The 19,958-nt window shown below is 43.1% G+C and carries 19 protein-coding genes and 1 pseudogene; 11 read left to right on the forward strand and 9 right to left on the reverse strand.

Going from position 1 to position 19,958, the window contains the following annotated elements:
* Positions 1-98: 98 nt before the first annotated feature.
* From pilM to H6G40_RS07205, 4 genes and pseudogenes are all read left to right on the forward strand, one after another.
* Positions 99-893 (forward strand): annotated as a pseudogene (gene pilM / locus H6G40_RS07190) (type IV pilus assembly protein PilM); the annotation flags it as partial.
* 450 nt (positions 894-1,343) lie between these two features.
* Positions 1,344-2,123 carry an ABC transporter permease gene (locus H6G40_RS07195; protein WP_002733502.1) on the forward strand — a complete coding sequence of 260 codons (780 nt, stop codon included), beginning with the start codon at positions 1,344-1,346 and terminating at the stop codon, positions 2,121-2,123.
* Positions 2,124-2,175: 52 nt separating this feature from the next.
* Positions 2,176-2,640, forward strand: coding sequence for a hypothetical protein (locus H6G40_RS07200; RefSeq protein ID WP_002733632.1), 465 nt, complete (start codon positions 2,176-2,178; stop codon positions 2,638-2,640).
* 64 nt (positions 2,641-2,704) lie between these two features.
* Entirely contained in the window at positions 2,705-3,199 is a 495-nt protein-coding gene (locus tag H6G40_RS07205) for a hypothetical protein (protein WP_002731919.1), read from the forward strand.
* Between the two features lie 110 nt (positions 3,200-3,309).
* Here the strand turns inward: H6G40_RS07205 and cimA are convergent, their stop codons facing one another.
* Complete coding sequence (gene cimA / locus H6G40_RS07210) at positions 3,310-4,950, reverse strand: citramalate synthase (protein WP_069474610.1); 1,641 nt, start codon at positions 4,948-4,950, stop codon at positions 3,310-3,312.
* 62 nt (positions 4,951-5,012) lie between these two features.
* Between cimA and H6G40_RS07215 the strand changes: the two genes are divergently transcribed.
* Positions 5,013-5,345, forward strand: a complete 333-nt coding sequence (locus H6G40_RS07215) for a 2Fe-2S iron-sulfur cluster-binding protein (RefSeq protein WP_002731735.1) — start codon at positions 5,013-5,015, stop codon at positions 5,343-5,345.
* A gap of 118 nt (positions 5,346-5,463) precedes the next feature.
* Positions 5,464-6,009 (forward strand): hypothetical protein, encoded by a 546-nt coding sequence (locus H6G40_RS07220; RefSeq protein ID WP_002732796.1) that lies wholly within the window; start codon positions 5,464-5,466, stop codon positions 6,007-6,009.
* On the opposite strand, the gene sds is transcribed toward H6G40_RS07220, so the two are convergent.
* Entirely contained in the window at positions 6,006-6,977 is a 972-nt protein-coding gene (sds, locus tag H6G40_RS07225) for a solanesyl diphosphate synthase (RefSeq protein WP_002775476.1), read from the reverse strand. The genes H6G40_RS07220 and sds overlap by 4 nt on opposite strands.
* Before the next feature lie 427 nt (positions 6,978-7,404).
* Here sds and H6G40_RS07230 point away from each other — a divergent pair, with 427 nt between their 5' ends.
* Entirely contained in the window at positions 7,405-8,100 is a 696-nt protein-coding gene (locus tag H6G40_RS07230) for an HAD family hydrolase (protein ID WP_002775478.1), read from the forward strand.
* Here H6G40_RS07230 and H6G40_RS07235 read toward each other — a convergent pair.
* The gene (locus H6G40_RS07235) at positions 8,097-8,717 is read right to left on the reverse strand and encodes a CPP1-like family protein (RefSeq protein WP_002732774.1); all 621 of its coding nucleotides are present in this window, start codon (positions 8,715-8,717) and stop codon (positions 8,097-8,099) included. The genes H6G40_RS07230 and H6G40_RS07235 overlap by 4 nt on opposite strands.
* A gap of 86 nt (positions 8,718-8,803) precedes the next feature.
* Positions 8,804-9,865, reverse strand: coding sequence for a CIA30 family protein (locus H6G40_RS07240; protein WP_002732100.1), 1,062 nt, complete (start codon positions 9,863-9,865; stop codon positions 8,804-8,806).
* 605 nt (positions 9,866-10,470) lie between these two features.
* Here H6G40_RS07240 and H6G40_RS07245 point away from each other — a divergent pair.
* Positions 10,471-12,798, forward strand: a complete 2,328-nt coding sequence (locus H6G40_RS07245; RefSeq protein WP_190537470.1) for a tetratricopeptide repeat protein — start codon at positions 10,471-10,473, stop codon at positions 12,796-12,798.
* Positions 12,799-13,182: 384 nt separating this feature from the next.
* Positions 13,183-13,398 (forward strand): hypothetical protein, encoded by a 216-nt coding sequence (locus H6G40_RS07250; RefSeq protein ID WP_002733358.1) that lies wholly within the window; start codon positions 13,183-13,185, stop codon positions 13,396-13,398.
* 5 nt (positions 13,399-13,403) lie between these two features.
* Here H6G40_RS07250 and H6G40_RS07255 read toward each other — a convergent pair whose 3' ends face one another.
* A complete protein-coding gene (locus H6G40_RS07255) occupies positions 13,404-13,574 on the reverse strand; it encodes a hypothetical protein (RefSeq protein WP_223211047.1) in 171 nt (56 codons plus the stop codon).
* A 326-nt stretch (positions 13,575-13,900) separates the two neighbouring features.
* Here H6G40_RS07255 and lepB point away from each other — a divergent pair, with 326 nt between their 5' ends.
* Positions 13,901-14,503, forward strand: coding sequence for a signal peptidase I (gene lepB / locus H6G40_RS07260; protein WP_016517311.1), 603 nt, complete (start codon positions 13,901-13,903; stop codon positions 14,501-14,503).
* Positions 14,504-14,556: 53 nt separating this feature from the next.
* On the opposite strand, the gene H6G40_RS07265 is transcribed toward lepB, so the two are convergent.
* From H6G40_RS07265 to H6G40_RS07275, 3 genes are all read right to left on the reverse strand, one after another.
* Positions 14,557-15,528 carry a ribose-phosphate pyrophosphokinase gene (locus H6G40_RS07265; RefSeq protein ID WP_043998328.1) on the reverse strand — a complete coding sequence of 324 codons (972 nt, stop codon included), beginning with the start codon at positions 15,526-15,528 and terminating at the stop codon, positions 14,557-14,559.
* 204 nt (positions 15,529-15,732) lie between these two features.
* Positions 15,733-17,526, reverse strand: a complete 1,794-nt coding sequence (gene typA, locus H6G40_RS07270) for a translational GTPase TypA (protein ID WP_002740401.1) — start codon at positions 17,524-17,526, stop codon at positions 15,733-15,735.
* Positions 17,527-17,677: 151 nt separating this feature from the next.
* Positions 17,678-18,382 carry a DUF1997 domain-containing protein gene (locus H6G40_RS07275; protein ID WP_069474612.1) on the reverse strand — a complete coding sequence of 235 codons (705 nt, stop codon included), beginning with the start codon at positions 18,380-18,382 and terminating at the stop codon, positions 17,678-17,680.
* 124 nt (positions 18,383-18,506) lie between these two features.
* Here H6G40_RS07275 and H6G40_RS07280 point away from each other — a divergent pair, with 124 nt between their 5' ends.
* On the forward strand, positions 18,507-19,166 hold the full coding sequence (locus H6G40_RS07280) for an SDR family oxidoreductase (RefSeq protein WP_069474613.1): 660 nt from the start codon (positions 18,507-18,509) through the stop codon (positions 19,164-19,166).
* A gap of 145 nt (positions 19,167-19,311) precedes the next feature.
* Here H6G40_RS07280 and H6G40_RS07285 read toward each other — a convergent pair whose 3' ends face one another.
* Positions 19,312-19,875, reverse strand: a complete 564-nt coding sequence (locus H6G40_RS07285) for a Uma2 family endonuclease (RefSeq protein WP_002734743.1) — start codon at positions 19,873-19,875, stop codon at positions 19,312-19,314.
* Positions 19,876-19,958: the final 83 nt, after the last annotated feature.

Genomic DNA, 19,958 nt, shown 5'->3' on the forward strand with positions numbered 1-19,958 from the left:
TTTTGGGTCTGATTTGTTTTTGTTAATGATCAGACAGTACCTGATGAGCCTTTCTTTGTCAACTCTTGAGGTTGATGCGTTTCATTTTTGAATTGGCGAATCATGAAGCTAATTTATACCTTCCCTATCCGCGGGAGGAAGTGGATATCGACTACCAAAAACTGGGCTACTTTCAGGATGAAGACGGGATCGAAAAGGTGCAGGTTTTGCTGGTAGCTACTCGTCGGGAGATCACCGATACCTATCTGGAAACCCTGCAACGGGCAGGATTACAGGTAGATGTGCTAGAAATTAATAGTTTTTCCCTAATTCGGACGATTCGCGATCAGTTGCGACAGTTTAGTTCCAATGAAGCTACCGTTATTGTCGATATAGAATTTGATAACACGGAAATTGCCATCGTGGTGGACGGCGTTCCCCAATTTTCCCGCACTGTCCCCATCGGCACTTTCCAGCTACAAAACGCCATTTCCAGGGCGATGAATTTGCCCACCCCCCGCAGTCCTGAGATTCTTTTGGGGATGACAATCCCGATCACTGCCTTTGATAGTCTTGACACCAATACCGGTGCTTCCAGAACCTTTACTACCGCCGGGATTGCGGCACTGATGCGGGTTTTAGGGGAATTAACCGATGAATTGCGGCGATCGATTAATTTCTATCTTAACCAAAGTGATGAACTGGAAATGGAAATTGTCCAGTTACTTTTAGCCGGTCCCGGGGGCGGTTTAGCGCAACTAGACGAATATTTTACTCAACGTCTCAACGTCCCCACCACGGTAATCGATCCCATCACATCACTGAACTTAGATACAACTCAAGAGATTCCTAATGCCGAAAGACCTGGTTTAGGAACAGTCCTCGGTTTAGGATTGCGGGAGGTTGACAATTAGCTAACGTTTTGTTAACATACACTTACATACGCTACTAATTAGGGTTGGCTGAATAATAGTAAAACCCTTTTAAAATAAGACTTTTGACCTGTTAAAATCCAATGTTCATGCTGCGAAAATCGGATTGGGACATTCAAAAACCTGGCCTTATTCTTTTTTTAGTAGATAAACTGGTACAAAGAAGCAGGGCAACAAAGCCTGAAACTCCCGACTCCCGACTCCTGACAGCCGGCTACTCACTCCTAACCCCACCAACAAACTTTTTGCCGCAAACCCTAAATAAAGAGGTTTTGACAACCAAATTAAAGCATATCTAAAGAGTTTTGGGTTAAAAGTTAAACTTCAGGTTTTCATTCATAACAAATGAACTAACTAATTTTTTGGGGAAAATTAGTTAACCCACGACCATAACATATAATTAATTGGCAAGAGTTCTTTTGATGAAAGGCTATGGGTATCAGCATCCTGAGAATCTGGGCAATCGCAGCTAACAGTTTTCGCGAGGTTATTCGCGATCGCATTCTTTACTTTATCGGGTTTTTTGCCTTGTTGATGGCCTTCGCTTGGCGTTTATTACCAGAAATTGCGGTGGGAACCCATCAGAAAATCTTTCTTGACTTGGGATTAGCCGCTATCGGACTATTAGGGGTAATTGTCGCGGTTTTTGTGGGTACAGGGCTAATTAATCAGGAAATTGACAAGAGAACTATTTTAGTTTTGATTCCTAAACCCCTGAGTCGGGCCGAATTTATCCTTGGTAAACACTTGGGTTTGTCCGGGGTTTTAGCGGTGATGTTGGGGGTAATGTTGGTGATTTACTTGCTGATGTTGCTGGGGATGAAAGTATCTTTTCAAGCTTTACCCCTGATTGTCTCGGTTTTCTATCTCGGTTTGGAATTAATTCTGATCGCAGCCTTGGCGATCGCTTTTGGGGTATTTACCAGTTCGATTTTAGCCACGCTAATGACTTTTGGGGTCTATCTAATGGGTCACATCAGCAAAGATCTGATCCAATTGGGTATAATCAGCAAAAATCCCAATATTCTCGCTATCACCAAAAATATTTATCTAATTCTCCCAGATTTGGAGAGATTGAATTTTAGAAACGAGGCCGTTTATGGTTTGCTCCCTAGTGCTGATGTCTTAATCGCTAATGCCCTCTACAGTCTCGTTTATACTGGTCTATTATTGGGTATCTCCATCCTCATCTTTTCACGACGACAATTTTAAATGGCCTTGCCGAATGTCATCGCCATCGATTAGTTTATAGACATGATTAGCCATGAAATTAAAGGCACAACTGCATATTTTAAGTCGAGAAGCGGTCAATTACGGACTGGCAACCGTGGTCATGGAAGAAGCGGTTAATCCCGTCCTTGCAGCTTTTGCTAGACAGTTAAAACATTTACAATACTATGTAGTTCAGAATAGCCAAGGTGATTGGTTACTAACCACATTAGCTCATCGGCAGCAGCCGCAACAGGAAAAAAGGGTGATCTATGCCTTTGCTACGGAAAAAATGGCCCTATCTGCCCAAAATACTGCTAATTCGCCCCTATCAACGCTCCTGATTCCTGTAACCCATCTTTTATTCCAATTATTTGCCGTAGAAAAAGTAGATAGTATTATTTTTCTGGAAAATGCACACACCGCTCAAACAGGAAAAGAAATCTCCCGGATCCAATTAAAGGCTAATATTGAAAAACAACTGCAAAAACTAGCGGCAATTCCTCCCAATCTTGCTTAATTAGTTATCAATAGGGAAAAGTTAATTATCTGCAATTGCCTTTTTTACTCTCACTCACATTACCATGACCGAGCCAACCCGATTAAACTATCACGATACCTATTCTTGTCCCGTCTGTCGCCATGGTAAAATTGCCACTTTACCCCTAATGGAAGCCTATGCTTGTAACTTTTGTCAACACATTTTTACTGCTAATTTAGAAAGACAGCTTTTAAAAATGGCCGATAGTCAATTACCCTTAACTTGGTATTGGAATGGTAAGTATTGGCAGGGTTTACCGAGAGAAGGAATGGAGATGGCAGGTTTTTACTTAATTATCGGTTTAGGATTTGTGATTTTTCCCACAGCAATTGTGGCTACGGGAGCCTATCTTTTTCCTCCGGTCGAGGGGAGTTCTTTGTCATGGGTGCCTCTATTTTGGTCGATTTTAACCTTTATTTGCCATGCTATTTGTTTACTCTGGTTAATTATCGAATATTATCAGTTTCCCGTTAATATGTATCTACGGGCTTTGGCCCGTCGTTGGCAAAATTCTTTTGTTACCCGATTATTATCCTAGGGGTTATTTAATCCTAGAAAGGGGAGCAGGAAGTGGGGTGTGGGGTGTGGGGTGTGGGGTGTGGGGTGTGGGGATAAAAAATCTGATTACTGATTACTGATTACTGTTCCCTAAATTGTCCCTAAAGGACAAAATTGACCCGATAATTCTAGTTTATTGTTTTGCAGCAGATATAAACCGTACTCAATTCCTTCTACTACTGCTTGATAGGAAGCTTCTAAAATATTACTAGACACTCCCACAGTAGTCCATCTTTGTTGACCGTTACTGGACTCGATTAAAACCCTAGTTTTCGCTGCCGTCCCCGAACCACTATCGAGAATTCTCACTTTATAATCGGTCAGGTGAAAGTTAGCAATTTCGGGATAGAATTTGACTAAAGCCTTTCTCAAAGCCAGATCTAAAGCAGCCACGGGCCCGTTACCTTCGGCCACTTCTAATAAATCTTCCTCTTTTACCTGTACTTTAATTGTCGCAATCGCATTACCACTATCCAGGAGCATATCACAATAAACTTGGAATCCTTTTAATTCAAAAAGGTGACTTCTCTGTCCCAAAGCTTCCCGCATTAATAACTCAAAACTAGCTTCGGCTGCCTCAAATTGATAACCCTGACTTTCTAAGATTTTTAAACGTTCCAATATTTGCCGACAGGTGGGATCATCTTTATTTAAATCGATGCCAAAACTGCGCGCTTTCGCTAAGACATTACTTAATCCCGATTGGTCAGAAATGACGATGCGGCGCTGATTCCCGATCGCTTCTGGATTAATATGTTCGTAGGTGAGGGGATTTTTCGCCACCGCAGAAACGTGAATACCGCCTTTATGGGCAAAAGCGGAACGTCCGACGAAGGGAGCATGATCATCCGGGGCTAAATTGACCATTTCGCTGATTTTTCGGCTAGTTCCCGTCAATCGGCCTAATTGATTTTCTTCTAGGCAAGAAAAGCCCATTTTTAACTGAAGATTGGGAATTAAAGTACATAAATTGGCATTGCCGCAGCGTTCCCCATAACCGTTAATTGTGCCTTGAATCATGCGTGCGCCCTCGTTAACTGCCGCTAAAGAGTTAGCTACGGCGGTTCCTGCATCATTATGAGCATGAATGCCTAATTGAGGCGCATTTTCCTCATCAGGATCGATACCCAATTGCTCCCGCACTTTCTCCACAATAGGGGCGATTTCTTGGGGTAAAGTGCCACCGTTGGTATCACAGAAAACTAACCATTCGGCCCCGGCATCCCTGGCGGTTTTGAGGGTTAAAAGGGCGTATTCTGGGTTATTTTTGTAACCATCAAACCAATGTTCGGCATCATAAATGACTCGTCTTCCCTGACAGCGTAGATACTCGATCGTATCTCCTATCATGGCTAAATTCTCCTCCAAACTGGTTTTTAAGCCCTCTGTGACGTGCAGATCCCAAGATTTGCCGAAAATTGTCACCCAACGGGTTCTAGCTGCGAGAATGGCGGTTAACATCGGATCTTCTCGGGCTTCGACATGGGGGCGACGAGTGGAACAAAAAGCGACTAATTCCGCTTGTTTTAGGGGTTTTTCGTGCATTTTCCAGAAAAATTGACCGTCTCTAGGGTTTGCGCCCGGCCAACCGCCTTCGATAAAAGGAATACCCATCCGATCTAATTCCCTAGCGATTTTAATTTTGTCTTCTAGGGAGAGGGAAATACCTTCTCGCTGGGCCCCATCCCGGAGAGTAGTGTCATAGACCCAAATGCGCTTACCATTGTTCATAGAAATAGTCAATAGGTGTTAATATTAATTAATAACTGTAGCGACTTAAAATCACGCTCCTAATGCCTAGAATAACAGTTTACGGTCAAACAATCACCTGCGATCGAGGTGAAAATCTCCGTCGTATATTATTAAAACATGACATTTCTTTGTATAATGGCGGTTCCAAGTTCATCAATTGTCGCGGCATCGGCAGCTGTGGAACCTGTGCGGTGGCAATTGTGGGCGAAGTTTCTGCTATCAATTGGCAGGAAAAAGCTCGTTTTTCTTTACCTCCCCATAACCCCAATAATAACCGTCGTCTTGCTTGTCAAGTCAAAGTTTTTGGTGATATTGAAGTGACTAAATACGATGGTTTTTGGGGACAAGGAGACTCAGTGATCAGTGATCAGTGATCAGTGATCAGTTATCACTGATCACTGAGCAGTATTAAGTATTAAAGTGTTAAAGTATTAAGTGGCAAGTTCGGAGCCTTCTTTTCACTGTTTACTGTTTACTGATTAAGGTTATCAAATGAACGAGACAATAACTTTTCGGATATCACCAATAATTCGGGTAACTTTATTAAGTTTATATGTGGCGTTAACCATCCCTTTACCCTTTTTAGCAAAAGTCACTAATTCCCCCGTTAATCCCAATTTTCTTTGGTTAGGAATCAGCTTAGGATTAATCGCTTTATACGGAGCTTTAAGTGAAAGAGTCATTTTATCAGAAACAGGGATACAAGTTACCTATCCCCAATGGTTTCCTGCTTTTCTTCGCTCTGGTTGGTGGTTAAATTGGACAGATATAAAAGAACTTAAATGTCGCAGTACAGGACAGGGTGGTTTAGTTTATTATTTCCTTGATCGCTCCGCAGAAAAAGCCTATTTATTGCCGATGCGAGTGGTGGGATTTAATCGCATGGTCAAAATAATCGAGGAAAAAACTAACTTGGATATGACCGATATTCGCCCCCTTTCTCAGCCTTGGATGTATGGAATTCTTTTTACTCTCACCCTATTTTTATTATTAGTCGATGGGTGGACTATTGCTACGGCGAGAACTATTATTCCCTAATAAATTCGGCTCAAAACGTAATCCACTAGCTCGATTAGCACCTCTTTTGAGGGAGAAGAAGCTAAACAGTCAAGGTGTTTTAAGGCACTTTGTCCGTATTGATTGGCTAACTCTTTTGAGCGAAGAATACCTTGGCTAGAGTGAATAAAATCAAGAGCTTTTTCGATGTCTCCTTCCTGACTAAATTCCCGTTCGATTAACACTTCTATATAGGGATTTTCCTCCATAGCAAAGAGAGCGGGAGCAGTGATATTACCACTGATCAAATCGGAGCCAGAGGGTTTTCCTAATACTTCCGTGGGGGAGGTAAAATCGAGAATATCATCGACGATTTGAAAAGCTAATCCTAAATTGCGACCATAATTATATAAATGATGATTAACTTCAGCCGATTGCTCGCTTAATACCCCAGCGGCTTTGGCACTATTGGCAATTAAAGAAGCAGTTTTGTAGTAACTTTTTTCTAGATAAGCTTCCAGGGAGATACTGGTATCAAAGCGATTAATTCCCTGTTGAATTTCCCCTTCAGCAAAATCGCGAATCACTTCTGAGAGCAATTTTACCACTTCTAAATTATCTAAATTAGCTAGATACCAAGAGGATTGAGCGAAGAGAAAATCCCCCGCTAAAACCGCCACGCGATTGTCAAATAAACTGTTAACGGTGGGAACACTGCGCCGCAATTCTGCCTCATCTACCACATCATCATGGACAAGACTGGCAGTGTGAATCATCTCCGTGATTTCCGCTAATCGACGATGACGGGGAGTGATATCCCGGTCTAACATGGTAGCGCGAGATACCAGCAACACGATCGCCGGTCGAACGCGTTTACCACCGGCCTCGAACAAATGTTCTGCTGCCGCCGCTAAAATGGGATGACGAGCGCCGACGAGATTTTTTAAGTTATCGGTCAAAAGACGGAGATCATCGTCAACGGGTGCGAATAAAGAAGTTGTTGGGATCATTGGTTAGCCAATTGGCGAGATAGTTACGAAAGTTTACATATCCTTACATTTATTTTAAGCTAACCGTCCAGACTAGGGAAGGGGAAGCATCAGTGATCAGTGATCAGTGATCAGTAATCAGTGATCAGTGATCAGTAATCAGTGATCAGTGAGGGGTTGGGGTTTTAGGGTTTTAGGGTTTTAGTTGAAATTCCCCCACCTCCCCACACCCGACACCCCACACCCGACACCCCACACCCGACACCCGACACCCCACACCCTACACCCCACACCCCACACCCCACACCCGACACCCCACACCCCACACCCCACACCCCACACCCCACTTCCCTCATCCCTAATTTTTTTCCTGACAAAACCCTTGTCATTGTCAAGACTCTAGGGTAACTTGTATATAAAAATTAATAAAGCGAGAAGTATTAGAACGATGTTGAGACTAATTAGCGACTTTGACGGCCCGATAATGGACGTATCGGAGCGATATTACCAAGTTTATCAATACTGTTTACAGAAAACCGCCTATAAAGGTCAAATTATCGGGGAATTATCGAAAGCGGAGTTCTGGCAGTTAAAACGGGATCAGGTTTCTGAGAAGCGTATCGGGGAAATGTCAGGATTAGATGAAGATCAAGCGCGTAAATTTGCCCATCTTCGTCGTCAAACTGTCCATACTTTACCCTATCTTGTCCACGATCGCCCGGTGGTTGGTTCTTTGGAAACTCTCCAGAAAATCCAAGAGTTAAAGATCGATTTAGTCGTGATGACGATGCGGCGGGTATCTGAGCTAGATCATGCCTTTAATCGCCACGATATCGGTCGTTTTTTCGCCGCTAATCGTCGTTATTGTCTAAATAACAATTACACCAAAACCAACGACGTGCGCGACAAAACCCTGCTTATGGCTAAGGCCGCTAAAGAACTGCCGGCGGCTGCCGATACTTGGATGGTGGGGGATACGGAAGCGGATATTGCCGCCGCTAAGAGCCAAAATATCAAGGTTATTGGCGTATTATCGGGGATTCGCAGCCGTTCCCGTTTAGAGAGCTACGAGCCTGATTATATCGTCAATAACCTTGGGGAAGCAGTGGACGTGATCTTAGGATCCCTACGAGCGTTCGGTTAACGGAAAAAACTACTAATCACCCAAAAGATCAGAAAAGTGATGAGCGCATAAATTTGGCGATCACCGAAAATATTCAAATCAGCCTTGGCCGCTAAACTGGCTAATCCCGCTCCCAGAGCGACTCCTAGCACTAAACCAGCGAGAGTGAATAGTAAGGCGCGGCCAAAACGTTTTTCTTTGCGGTTGAAAAAATAGATATTAACGAAAACGCCAAAAGCTAAGAGCAGCGGTAAAAGGGAGCCACTGGGATCGGGAACTAACAGCGTTATTGCTCCTAAACAAGCGTAAATCACTGCTGGTACACCGATATCCTGTGCAGAAGGTGTATCGATTGAGCTTCGCCACCAGTTAGGAGATTTACTGCTAGTAACTGGTTTACTTTCCACCGGAATCGTCAGACGTTCGGGAAAACGAATGCGATCGGGTACTTTAATCCTACCTTCCTGTCGCATCCGCAGTCGATCCATGAGGACAGAATCGTAGGCCGCCTCGATCGATTCGACAATTTTGCTATCATTCTGATACTGTTGCACCAGTCTTTGTTTGGCCTCTTGAATTTCTTCAAAAGAGGATTCTTCAGTAACCCCAAGTTGTTCGTAGGGATTCTGTTCACTCATGAACATACCTCCTTAATTATGCTCCCGATAGTCATGATCTTAACCCGATGTTCTGTAGTTTAACTTGAGATGCAAGCTTATTTAAATTAATTAAGTTTAGCGAAAATCTGGCTAGAATCGATCGCTTCGTAGGGATAACCACTGGCATCTAAAAGGCTTTTTTCGGCGATTTCTCCTTCCTTAACGATAATTAAGCGGTTTTTACCCCCGTAGGCCTTAATTGTGACAATTTCTAAAGCAAATAATCCTGGGGAGAAACAGGGATTTAAGGCCCCATCGTACTCGAATTTACTCTGCATTAACTGCAAAGCATAGACGCTACTGCTATCAAAGGGTGCTGCCTCCCGCAGGGTTTTGGCCCGCAGCACTGGGATTAAATCGCCAAAAGGAATAGAAATCGTTTGCCAAGTGCGATCAAGTGTATCAAAAGAATAACAGTAACCGATGCCGTCCCAACGTCCTTCACAACGCAGAATTAATTTATAGCGTTTTCCGTCCCCTTGTACCTGTAATTCTATTCCCTCGTAGTTAGATAAATTTAGGGGAGGATTCAGGTTTCTGGTACGAACTGAGGCAAAACCGCCGTTATTTTCAGTTCTAACGATACCAGAAAAGAGAGCGCGTCCTCCGGTTAGGGTTATCTGACTCTCGCTCACTCCTCCCATTACCACATCATCCACCGCACCCCAGATTTCTTTTATATCACTGCTGGGATTGCTAAAGTCAAAGAGGGTTTTTTCGGCGGTTATACCGGCATTTTTCAGTAAATCAAGTAAATTAGCTAAACTATGGCGGTTATTCTCCCCTTGACAGTAGATAATCTCATCAATCCCCATGAACAATTGCGGGGTTTCCAGAGTGAATAAATCGACATTTTCAGCAAATAATTGACGTGCAGACTCGATATTATCGACTAAAGCGCGAATTTGATAGTTTTGCTGCTGTAGTTGAGCGATTACCTTTCTACCGATCGCGTTTTCACCACCAATGACTAAAATAGTCTTCATGCCTTGCTCATTTGTTAGCTGAATTTTTTTATCTTCCCCGAAACCGAGCAGTTTTTGCAGACAACTCCAGAGGGGAATACTATCAAAATAGTCCAGAGTTTGCCAAAATCTCTGAAAATCCCAGGTTTTTGACTCAGCCATAAATTTTATCTCCTTACTGCCATTAATTTTTATTTTATCGAGTTAATTTGGCTGTTTGAGATCAAAAGCTCTCCTGTAAAAATCAAAAATCTTCCGTTAGGTGAGGAAACTCCGAGACAGGAGGAGAAAAAAGACAAGAGACAACTATCCTACCCATAAAACCGAAGATGATGTCAAATTTATCTGTGCTTTTAGATATTTTAACCCGATAGCGGCTCGAGAACTTACTTTTGCGGGAGGTCTATTAATTTTGGCTCTCTTATTCTTCGTCTGATCAGTTTAACTTAATATAGGAGCGATCGATCTTTGTGTCCTTTGTGTCTTTGTGGTTCGTTCTATTCGCTCGTACCCAGCAAACCCAAGAGGGCCTATTTTTGCTTTGTTCGATTCCATACTATCTAAGTTTCTAAGCTGATTCAAACTACTAATTTGCCATAACCAGTCTAGGATAGCCAACGGAAGGATGCTGCAAAAGTTGTGGAGTTAATTAACAATCATCCCCGAAAATGTCTTGACTATCGAACCCCCTTTGAGGTATTTTATCAAATATGATCGAATAGTGATGCAATTCAGATTTGAGTTTACTACAAATTTTTTTAATCATCATGCCACAACAATCCTTAATCCCTAAAACCCCGACAGAGCAAGCCATCCCCACTCCTGCGGCACAAAATAGTTTAAATGTCAAGCTTTTAAAAAAAATATTTCTATTTTCTCCCCTGTTATTTTGGGGATTATTTGGTTTAGCAGTTAGCTCGGTGAGAGCAGTGGAAAACCTACAATGTCCTGTCATTTCTAAGGAAGAAGTTGATACTAATGCTCTCAAAAGAGAAATTGCTAATTATTCGGCCACTCTGCGAGTCTATCCTAGCGATCTGGGTACGATTAAACTTTATCTTCAACGGGGAATAGCGCGAGAAAAAATCAATGATCAAAACGGTGCGATCGATGATTTTAGTCAATACATTTGGTATAGTAATTATCATGCTCCCGCCTTCAAAGATAGACAGTTACTAGCCCAAGCCTATTACCAAAGAGGTGTGTTAAAGTTAGCCATGGCCAAGGATCAGCGTCAGCTAAAATTATTAGAAGCTGCTCGCTCAGATTTTCAGCAAGCCTTTAAATATAATCCCAATAAAAGTGAAGTTTACTTTAACCTAGCAATTATTGCCTCTTTGCTCAATCATCAATCCTTAGCTTTAGATTATTACCAGCGTTTCATCGGTTATGAAACTGAGAATTATCGCGGCTATTATCATCGAGGAAACCTTTACTCTCACTTAGGCAATTATGCGGCGGCTATCAAAGATTATAATCTGGCCATTTCATACCAACCCGATCTAATTGAAGGCTATTATAATCGGGCCATAGCTTTAGAAAAAATAGGCGGCAAAAGAGAGGCTTTTAAGGATTATAAAATCGTTTTAAAATGCTCACCTAACTTATTTTTAGCCAAGAATGCTCCTAGCAGTTATCAAAACCGTGCCAGAGTACAAATTGAAATGGCTGACGAAGAAGTAGAATTAGCCAATTTATCAAATAATTCCCCCGAAGGATATCAAACAGCGATCGAGTATTATAATGGAGCAATTGAAGACTTAGCACTTGTTATCCGTTTTAATCCTAACTACGATAAAGTTCCCCATGCTAGAGCATTTCTTAAACGGGGTTATGCTCACCTACGACTCAACAATAATCAAGGGGCAATTCAAGATTATAACGAAGCAATTTATCTGCAACCTCAAGACGCAAAAGCCTATGTATATCGCGGGTTAATGCGAGCCAATAAATATCAAGAATACGCAGGAGCTTTAGAGGATTTTACTGCGGCAGTGGCACGAGATCGTCATGATGCAGCCGCTTACTATCATCGGGGATTAGTGCTGTATAAATTGGGGCGTTATCAGGAAGCTTTAGATAATTATAATATTGCCTTAGCCCAAGATGATCGGATTAATACACCTAGTTTTACTTCTCGCTCTGTCTGTAGCGAAAATATCCAAGAATCTGCCGACAAAAATTATTTTTATAACTCCAGAGAAACCGATTTTCGTCCTAATTATAACGTCTCTTGTCATGCTCAAGCCCGGGGAGATGCTTATTTTGCTCTGAAAAATTTTGCCGCGGCCGAAAGAGATTATACTACTTATATAGTTGCCCATCCTAACGATCCAGAAGGGTATCATAAACGGGCCAATGCGCGTTTTGAAAAAGGGGATAAACAGGGAGCGATCGAGGATTATAATGTATTTCTACAAAAAGTCCGCGATGCGAGAATTTTCTATAGTCGTGGTAATAGTAGCGCTGACGTGGGAGATGATCAAGGAGCGATTACAGATTATCTGCAATCTTTGAGCATTAGTCCTATCGATGTGACAGTGTATAGTAATCGGGGAAATGCACGCACGGATACCGCTACTATTCCCGATAATGTACAAGTAACACCGAGAATATCGGAGAATCCGATCGCCTATAATAATCGTGGTATTATTCGACGACAAACTGGTGATAAAGAGGGTGCTTTAGAGGATTTAGATAGGGCAATCAGCTTGAATTCCAATAACCCAATCGCCTATAATAACCGGGGAGTTATTCGCTTTGATTTGGGAGATAATGCCGGTGCTTTGGAGGATTTAAATATGGCTATTGCTCTCCAGTCTAACTATGCTGAAGCTTACTATAATCGAGGTTTAGTTAAGGAAAAAATGGGCGATAAGAAGGGAGCGATTGCGGATTATCAATTAGCAATTACTTATCGTCCCAATTATGGCGAAGCTTATTATAACTTGGCTCTTGCCACCTACGATGATAAAAATCCTAGTAGTCGAGTAGGGAGTCTTAACTATTTGCAAAAAGCCGCTAATGCTTTGATAAAAACTGGTAATTTAGAACTGTATGAACGCGCGGTAGAATGGATGTTAAAAATGCAGTAATTTGTCTAAAAAATAAGCTCATTTTTGACAAAGGCTTCAAGATTTTATCATTGATTAGCTTTCTTGCATAATTAATTTTTGGGGGGTCAAAAGGCTCCCAGAAAAAATCTGGCAATTCTCCCCCCGAAAAAGAAGGCTATAAACTAAGTACATGAAAGCTTTTAGCTGAACAAATTAGGTTTTATAGCAATTCCATTTGATACGTAAATAGAGCTTGCTATGGTAAAATAAAAACGGTTCTTCGGTTTGTGTTATGCAATGGACGGGGGTTATAATAGATGTAACCCTTATATAGAAAGACATTTGGCAATTTTTGTCAATTGTTTTTGATCTAGAGCGAACTAATCAATTAAGTCTCTTGCCAGATAAGGATTTAGTCGATTTATGTCCCCCTATCGAACCATACCAAGTAACGAAGAACCTTTCTATCCAGCCGTGATTAATTACAAGAATACGCAAGAGGCTAATCAGCAAATACCGCAAGTACCGCAAGAGATGAAGAATAAAGCTAAGGCAGTCAATATTAATCAGTGGTGTCCTCGTCGAGAGTTAAAACCAGTGGAAGACCCGAAAATTTACGATTACATAGAATGTAAGTGAGTGAATTACTGAATATTAACTTCGAGATATTGAGGTCGATAAGTACGAACGTAATTCAACACCTGGTCGAGATCCGCTCGGTTGGTCAGGGCGATACACCATGAGGTTCCGTCTTCGCCATTGGGTTTTTCAAAGGACGGATCGTAGTGACCCACATTCCGCACCCTAAGTGTCACAACGTCTTAAAAGAGGAAGGGGCGTGAGCCAAAATACTTATCTAGAGGAGTTATACCATTTTTCTTTATTCGCGTCACAACGAATGCAGGCTTGGCAAGCATTCGAGCGTGGATGTCTGTCATGGATTTAGAAATTTGGTATAATCTTACCGTTTTCTACCCCCGAGGAAATTCCCCTTCCGGCAGCAGAATGCGGCCTTGACAAATTAACCGTGATCCGGTATGTGTGGGAAAATTGTCTTAAAATATTATCTACGCTGCTACTATCACTAAACTAGAAAATTAAAGAGCGCATTAGCTTAATCCTTCTCAAAAGTTAAAATTCTATGGCTGAAAGCTTGAACCATAAATCCGAAAAACCTTCTCCCCCTCCCGTACCCCAAGAAAATCCTTGGCTAGAAGCAGTTAAAACCATTGTCACGGCTGGAATTTTGGCCTTTGGCATCCGCACTTTTGTGGCTGAGGCCCGTTATATTCCCTCTTCTTCCATGGAACCCACTCTCCAGATTAATGATCGCCTAATTATCGAGAAAGTTAGCTATCATTTTCAGAAGCCAGAACGGGGTGATATAGTGGTTTTTAGTCCGACAGCCGCTCTAAAAGCTCAAAATTTTCAGGATGCTTTTATTAAACGGGTGATTGGACTGCCGGGGGATAAGGTGCAAGTCAAAAACGGTTTAGTTTACGTCAACGGTAAAGTTTTAGCGGAAAAGTATATCGCCGAAGAACCTAATTATACTTACGGACCGGTGACAGTTCCCCCCGATCAATATCTGGTTTTGGGCGATAATCGCAATAATAGTTATGATTCCCACGCTTGGGGCTTCGTTCCCCGGGAAAACTTAATCGGTCGCGCCGTGGTGCGTTTTTGGCCCTTCAATCGTCTGGGAGGATTTGATAACCCCGACGCTGCCACAAATCAGAATTAATGTCAACAAAATAAATATAAAAATTCCCCCTAAAACTAGGGGGATTCGGCCATCTATTTGAACATATTACTCACGGAATTGTCCTCATGGATGCGCCATATTGCCTCACCCAGAATCGGGGCAACCGGCAAGACTTTCAGTTGCGGGAAAAAATGGTCTTGTGGGACGGGAATCGTGTTAGTAACGATCACTTCCTCGACTATGCCACTGGATAAACGCTCGATCGCAGGACCGGAAAAAACCGGATGGGTGGCACAAGCATAAACCTGCCGCGCCCCTTTGGCTTTCAGTAACTGCGCCCCTTGAGCGATCGTACCAGCCGTATCGATCATATCATCGACTAAAACCGCCGTTTTATCCTTAACATCGCCGATCAAGTTCATCACTTCCGCCACATTATGGGTTTGCCGGCGTTTATCAATAATTGCTAGGGGCGCATCACTGAGTTTTTTGGCAAAAGCCCGCGCCCTAGCCACCCCACCCACATCGGGAGAAACCACCACGATATCGGGTAATTTTTTACTGAGAAGATAGTCCACCACCACTGGGGAACCGTAAACGTGATCGAAGGGAATATCGAAATAACCTTGAATTTGGGACGAATGCAAATCCATGGCCAACACGCGACTTGCCCCCGCTTCCGTGATCAGATTAGCCACCAGTTTAGCGGCGATCGATTCCCGGCCGGCGGTTTTGCGATCGGCGCGAGCATAACCATAATAGGGAATTACGGCGGTAATTTGTCGGGCAGAAGCACGACGACAGGCATCAATCATGATTAACAATTCCATCAAGTGATCGTTGACGGGATTGCAACAGGGTTGAATTAAATAGACATCACAGCCCCGGATCGATTCCTGAATCTGGATGTACAATTCACCATCGGCGAAACGTTTACGAATCATCGGACCCACATCCATACCCAGATAACGGGCCACCTCTTGGGCGAGAGATACATTAGCGGATCCCGAAAAGAGACGCAGACGATTGCTGTCCGACGCGGCGGGAAACATCGGATGTCGCATCAAAGTAGCAGAATAGCTCACAGCAGATTCTTTACCCTCAAACTCAAGGCACTTTTTTCTATCATCTCAGTTTTGTTGAAAATCTGAGTGGATTTCTTTGTTAGATCTCAATCATAAACAATTACCGATCATTTTCGAGCCGTTGCAGCCCCTTTTAGCAGCAACGGCCATGGCAAAATTGCCGCCGGATTTTGTCAAAACCGATTAACGTTTGGCTAACTTTTTCACCGGTAATTTACGCAGACGGATCGATTTCGGGGTAATTTCCACCAACTCATCTGGTCCAATGTATTCGAGGGCGCGTTCGAGACTCATATCCACGGGGGATTGTAACTGAACCAATTCATCCCCGGTGGCGGAACGATGGTTAGTTAACTGTTTAGTTTTACAGATATTGATCTCCACGTCTTGAGGCCGGTTACTTTCGCCGATAATCATGTTTTTATACACTTTTGTCCCCGGAGTAATAAAGAATACCCCCCGGTCTTCGGCGTTTTTGAGGGAGTAGAAAGTGGCCACTCCTTCCTCAAAGGCAGTAATCACACCATTGTAACGGGTGGCTAATTCCCCGGAGAAAGGACGATATTCGAGAAAACTATGGTTCATAATCCCCTCACCGCGACTCAGACGGATAAATTCGCCCCGGAAACCGATTAAACCCCGGGCCGGAATCACGAATTCCAATTGAGTACGGCCATTGCTGCCCGTCTGCATATCCTGCATTTCCCCTTTCCGTTGGCCGAGACGTTCGATACTGGAACCCACCGCTTCTTCGGGTACATCTAAAACGAGGTATTCGTAGGGTTCGCAGGGTTGACCGTTAATTTCGCGATAGATAACCTGCGGCTGCGATACTTGGAATTCGTAGCCTTCCCGACGCATGGTTTCGATGAGAATGCCTAAATGTAGTTCTCCCCGGCCCGAAACCAGGAATTTCTCGGCAGAATCACTTTCTTCCACCCGTAGGGCGACGTTAGTTTCTAATTCTCGCATGAGACGATCGCGAATTTGCCGCGAGGTGACGAAAGTGCCTTCCTGACCGGCAAAGGGAGAATCGTTCACCGAGAAGGTCATTTGTAGGGTCGGTTCATCGACTTTAATTAGGGGTAAAGCTTGCGGGTCATCGGCTAAAGTTACGGTTTCCCCGATGTTAGCGTCGGCAAAACCAGCCACAGCGACGATATTACCGGCGCTGGACTCGTTTAATTCCACCCGTTTGAGGCCTTCAAAACCAAGAAGTTTTGTTATTTTACCCTTGACAATTGCGCCCGTATCCTTTACTAAAGCAGCCTGTTGACCAGCTTTAATTACGCCGTTATGGATGCGGCCGATAACGATGCGTCCTAAGTATTCCGAATAATCGAGGGTGGTTACTTGCAGCTGTAGGGGTTTGTTAACGTCCCCGGCCGGCGGTGGAACGTGGTGTAAAATCGCCTCAAACAGGGGCTGCATATCTTTGTCTTCATCTTCGAGGCTTTCTTTGGCGAATCCTTGCATCCCGGAAGCGAACAGAGTAGTAAAATCACATTGGTCGTCATCAGCACCCAGTTCCACAAACAGATCGAAAACTTTGTCCACGGCTAGGTTAGGATCCACGTTAGGGCGATCGATTTTATTAACCACGACAATTGGTCTTAATCCCTTTTCTAGGGCTTTTTTCAGCACAAAACGCGTCTGGGGCATCGGCCCCTCGTTAGCATCGACAATCAGGATACAACCGTCCACCATACCTAAAACCCGTTCCACTTCGCCACCAAAGTCGGCGTGACCGGGAGTATCGACGATGTTAATCAGGGTGTCTTGGTAACGAACGGCGGTGTTTTTGGCCAGAATGGTGATACCGCGCTCTCTTTCCAGGTCATTGGAATCCATGACGCAGGTGGGTACATCTTCCCCTTCTCGAAAGATTCCCGACTGTTTGAGGAGTGCATCGACGAGGGTGGTTTTCCCGTGGTCAACGTGAGCAATGATAGCAACGTTACGGATAGGCAGAGACATAAAATATTGAAGTAGTCTTAGGTTTATTTTTACGAGTAAACATTTCTTAAAATTCTAGCTTAGACTGACCAGCACCGTTAGCAAATCTTTATTTTTCCTTGGTTTCCCATCAGCAAGCTCTACTGATTACTGTTGACAGACTCCCCAAACCCTAGGCAAGCAACCCACCCTCGGATGAGTCGAGACGATAGAAAAGACGACTGGAGGCAGGGGGTAGGGGTAAATTGAAGCTAGAGTGAAAATCCTCTTGAACTTTATAGGTTAACCGGGGGGAAACTTGGCGAACAATTTGCGTCAACAGTTTATCACCAGTTTTTTGGAGAATGGGACGGGGAATCTTATAAATAAACTTGGGAAACTTAACCATAACATCCATACGCAGTTCCCAGGTGACTTGGGTGATAACCGCCGGAATATCCCGTCCCTGTTGCCGAAAAATTGCCTCAATTTCCTGACTAGGAGAAGATAGGGGCATTTCCTCTAGTTTCATAATTGCCTGATAATCCACTAGATAGCCCAAAAACGGTTGATCGGGAATGGGAACACTACGAGTATGATAGACTCCATTGACGGGCAGCTCTAGAACCACAGCGATTTTCGGCTCCAGTTCATAGCCAAAAGCACCATATTTACCGATGGTGATGATATAACCATTGTCACCGAAGGGCAGAGTTTTCATCGGTTCGGCACAACGACAAAACCAACCCTCGTGAGCGCGGAGATAATCGGCAACCTTGTCCTGATTGCTATACATATCCATAGAGCCGGCAAAATGGGTTTGAAAACCGAGAAATTGATTGTCTTCTTTGACTTCTACAGATTCGCGAGCTAGGGAGTTAATGGGGGGACACTGCATGACTTATAAACCTGGCAAATGATAGTGTTAGAAACATTTGGGGATTAACCGCCAAAGGATCAGGGAAATTTGTAGAATCGAGATTAGTGTAACGTATTGTTAAAAACTATTAGGTCAAGAAGCGATGAAAGCATTTGTAGCAGGAGCCACGGGGGAAACAGGACGGAGAATAGTTGCCCAATTAGTCGAACGTCAGATTCCCGTCCGCGCTTTGGTGAGAAACCGAGAGAAAGCGGCGGAAATTTTGCCGGCAGGGGTGGAAATCGTCGTCGGAGATGTTCAACAGGCCGATAAGTTAGAGGCACTAATCGCTGATTGTAGCGTTTTGCTATGCGCCACGGGGGCCAGACCGAGTTTTAATCCTACGGAACCTTTGTTAGTGGACTACTTGGGAACTAAAAATCTCATCGATGCCGCAAAAAAGAAAGGAATCGAACATTTTGTTCTCGTTACTTCCCTCTGTGTATCGAACTTTTTCCACCCCCTCAATCTCTTTTGGTTAATTTTATTCTGGAAAAAACAAGCGGAAGACTATTTAATCAATAGTGGACTAACCTACACGATTGTGCGCCCCGGAGGCCTTAAAAACGATGATAATCTTAATGCCATTAAAATGTCATCCGCCGATACCCTTTCTGAGGGCAGTATTCCCCGCACGAAAGTGGCCTCGGTTTGCGTAGAATCCCTATTTTATCCCGCCGCTAACAATAAAATTATCGAAATTGTTGCTCCCTCAGATGCTCCCAATCTCGATTGGACTCAATTGTTTCAAAGTGTCGGCTAAACAGTAATCAGTAATCAGTTATCAGTTATCAGTAATCAGTAATCAGTAATCAGTAATCAGCAAACAGTAATCAGTGAAATGATAACCCAAATGTGGAAACTAAAAACTCATATCTGATAACTGGTAACTGATAACTGATAATCCGTTAACCTCTTAACCAGTCAAATAATTGACCGAGGGTGATTTGAAAATTCGTAGCAAAAGCGGGGACGGGTAAAAGAGCATTTTCTGATTCAAAAATAGCGATAGTTCGATCACTAAAATAAACAAAGATAATTTCTTCTTCAGGGTCGATTAACCAACCCATTTGAGTGCCGTGATCCAGACAATAAAGGATATTTTTAACAACTTTAGTCTGATTTTGATCTGGAGAGAGAATTTCAATTAGCCAGTCAGGAGCGATCGCAAAAGTATTTAATACTTTTCCCTCGCTATCGCGAGGAATATTTTCCCAGAGAAAAACTGAAACATCAGGAACTAGAGAACGACTGCCAAAAGTACAACGCAATTCAGGATAGGCACGGGCAATTCGTTGGGGTTTTAGACTAGCGTTAATAGCTGGAACTAAATCACCTTGAATAGTGCTATGTTTACCCTGGGGCATCGGTTTAGGAATAATTTGACCGTCAATAAATTCCTTGGCGGGTTTAGTTTCTGGTAATTGCAGAAATTCCCTTATTGTCAGGGAATTATTAACAGTTACAACCATAAAATTTTTTTATTGATCGCTATGATCGTTAATTTTATCGCAATTTCTCCAAGCAGAGAAGATCAAAACAGTTATATAAAAAT

Origin of the sequence: Microcystis viridis FACHB-1342, assembly GCF_014698335.1 — a bacterium.
Classification (GTDB): Bacteria; Cyanobacteriota; Cyanobacteriia; order Cyanobacteriales; family Microcystaceae; genus Microcystis; species Microcystis ichthyoblabe_A.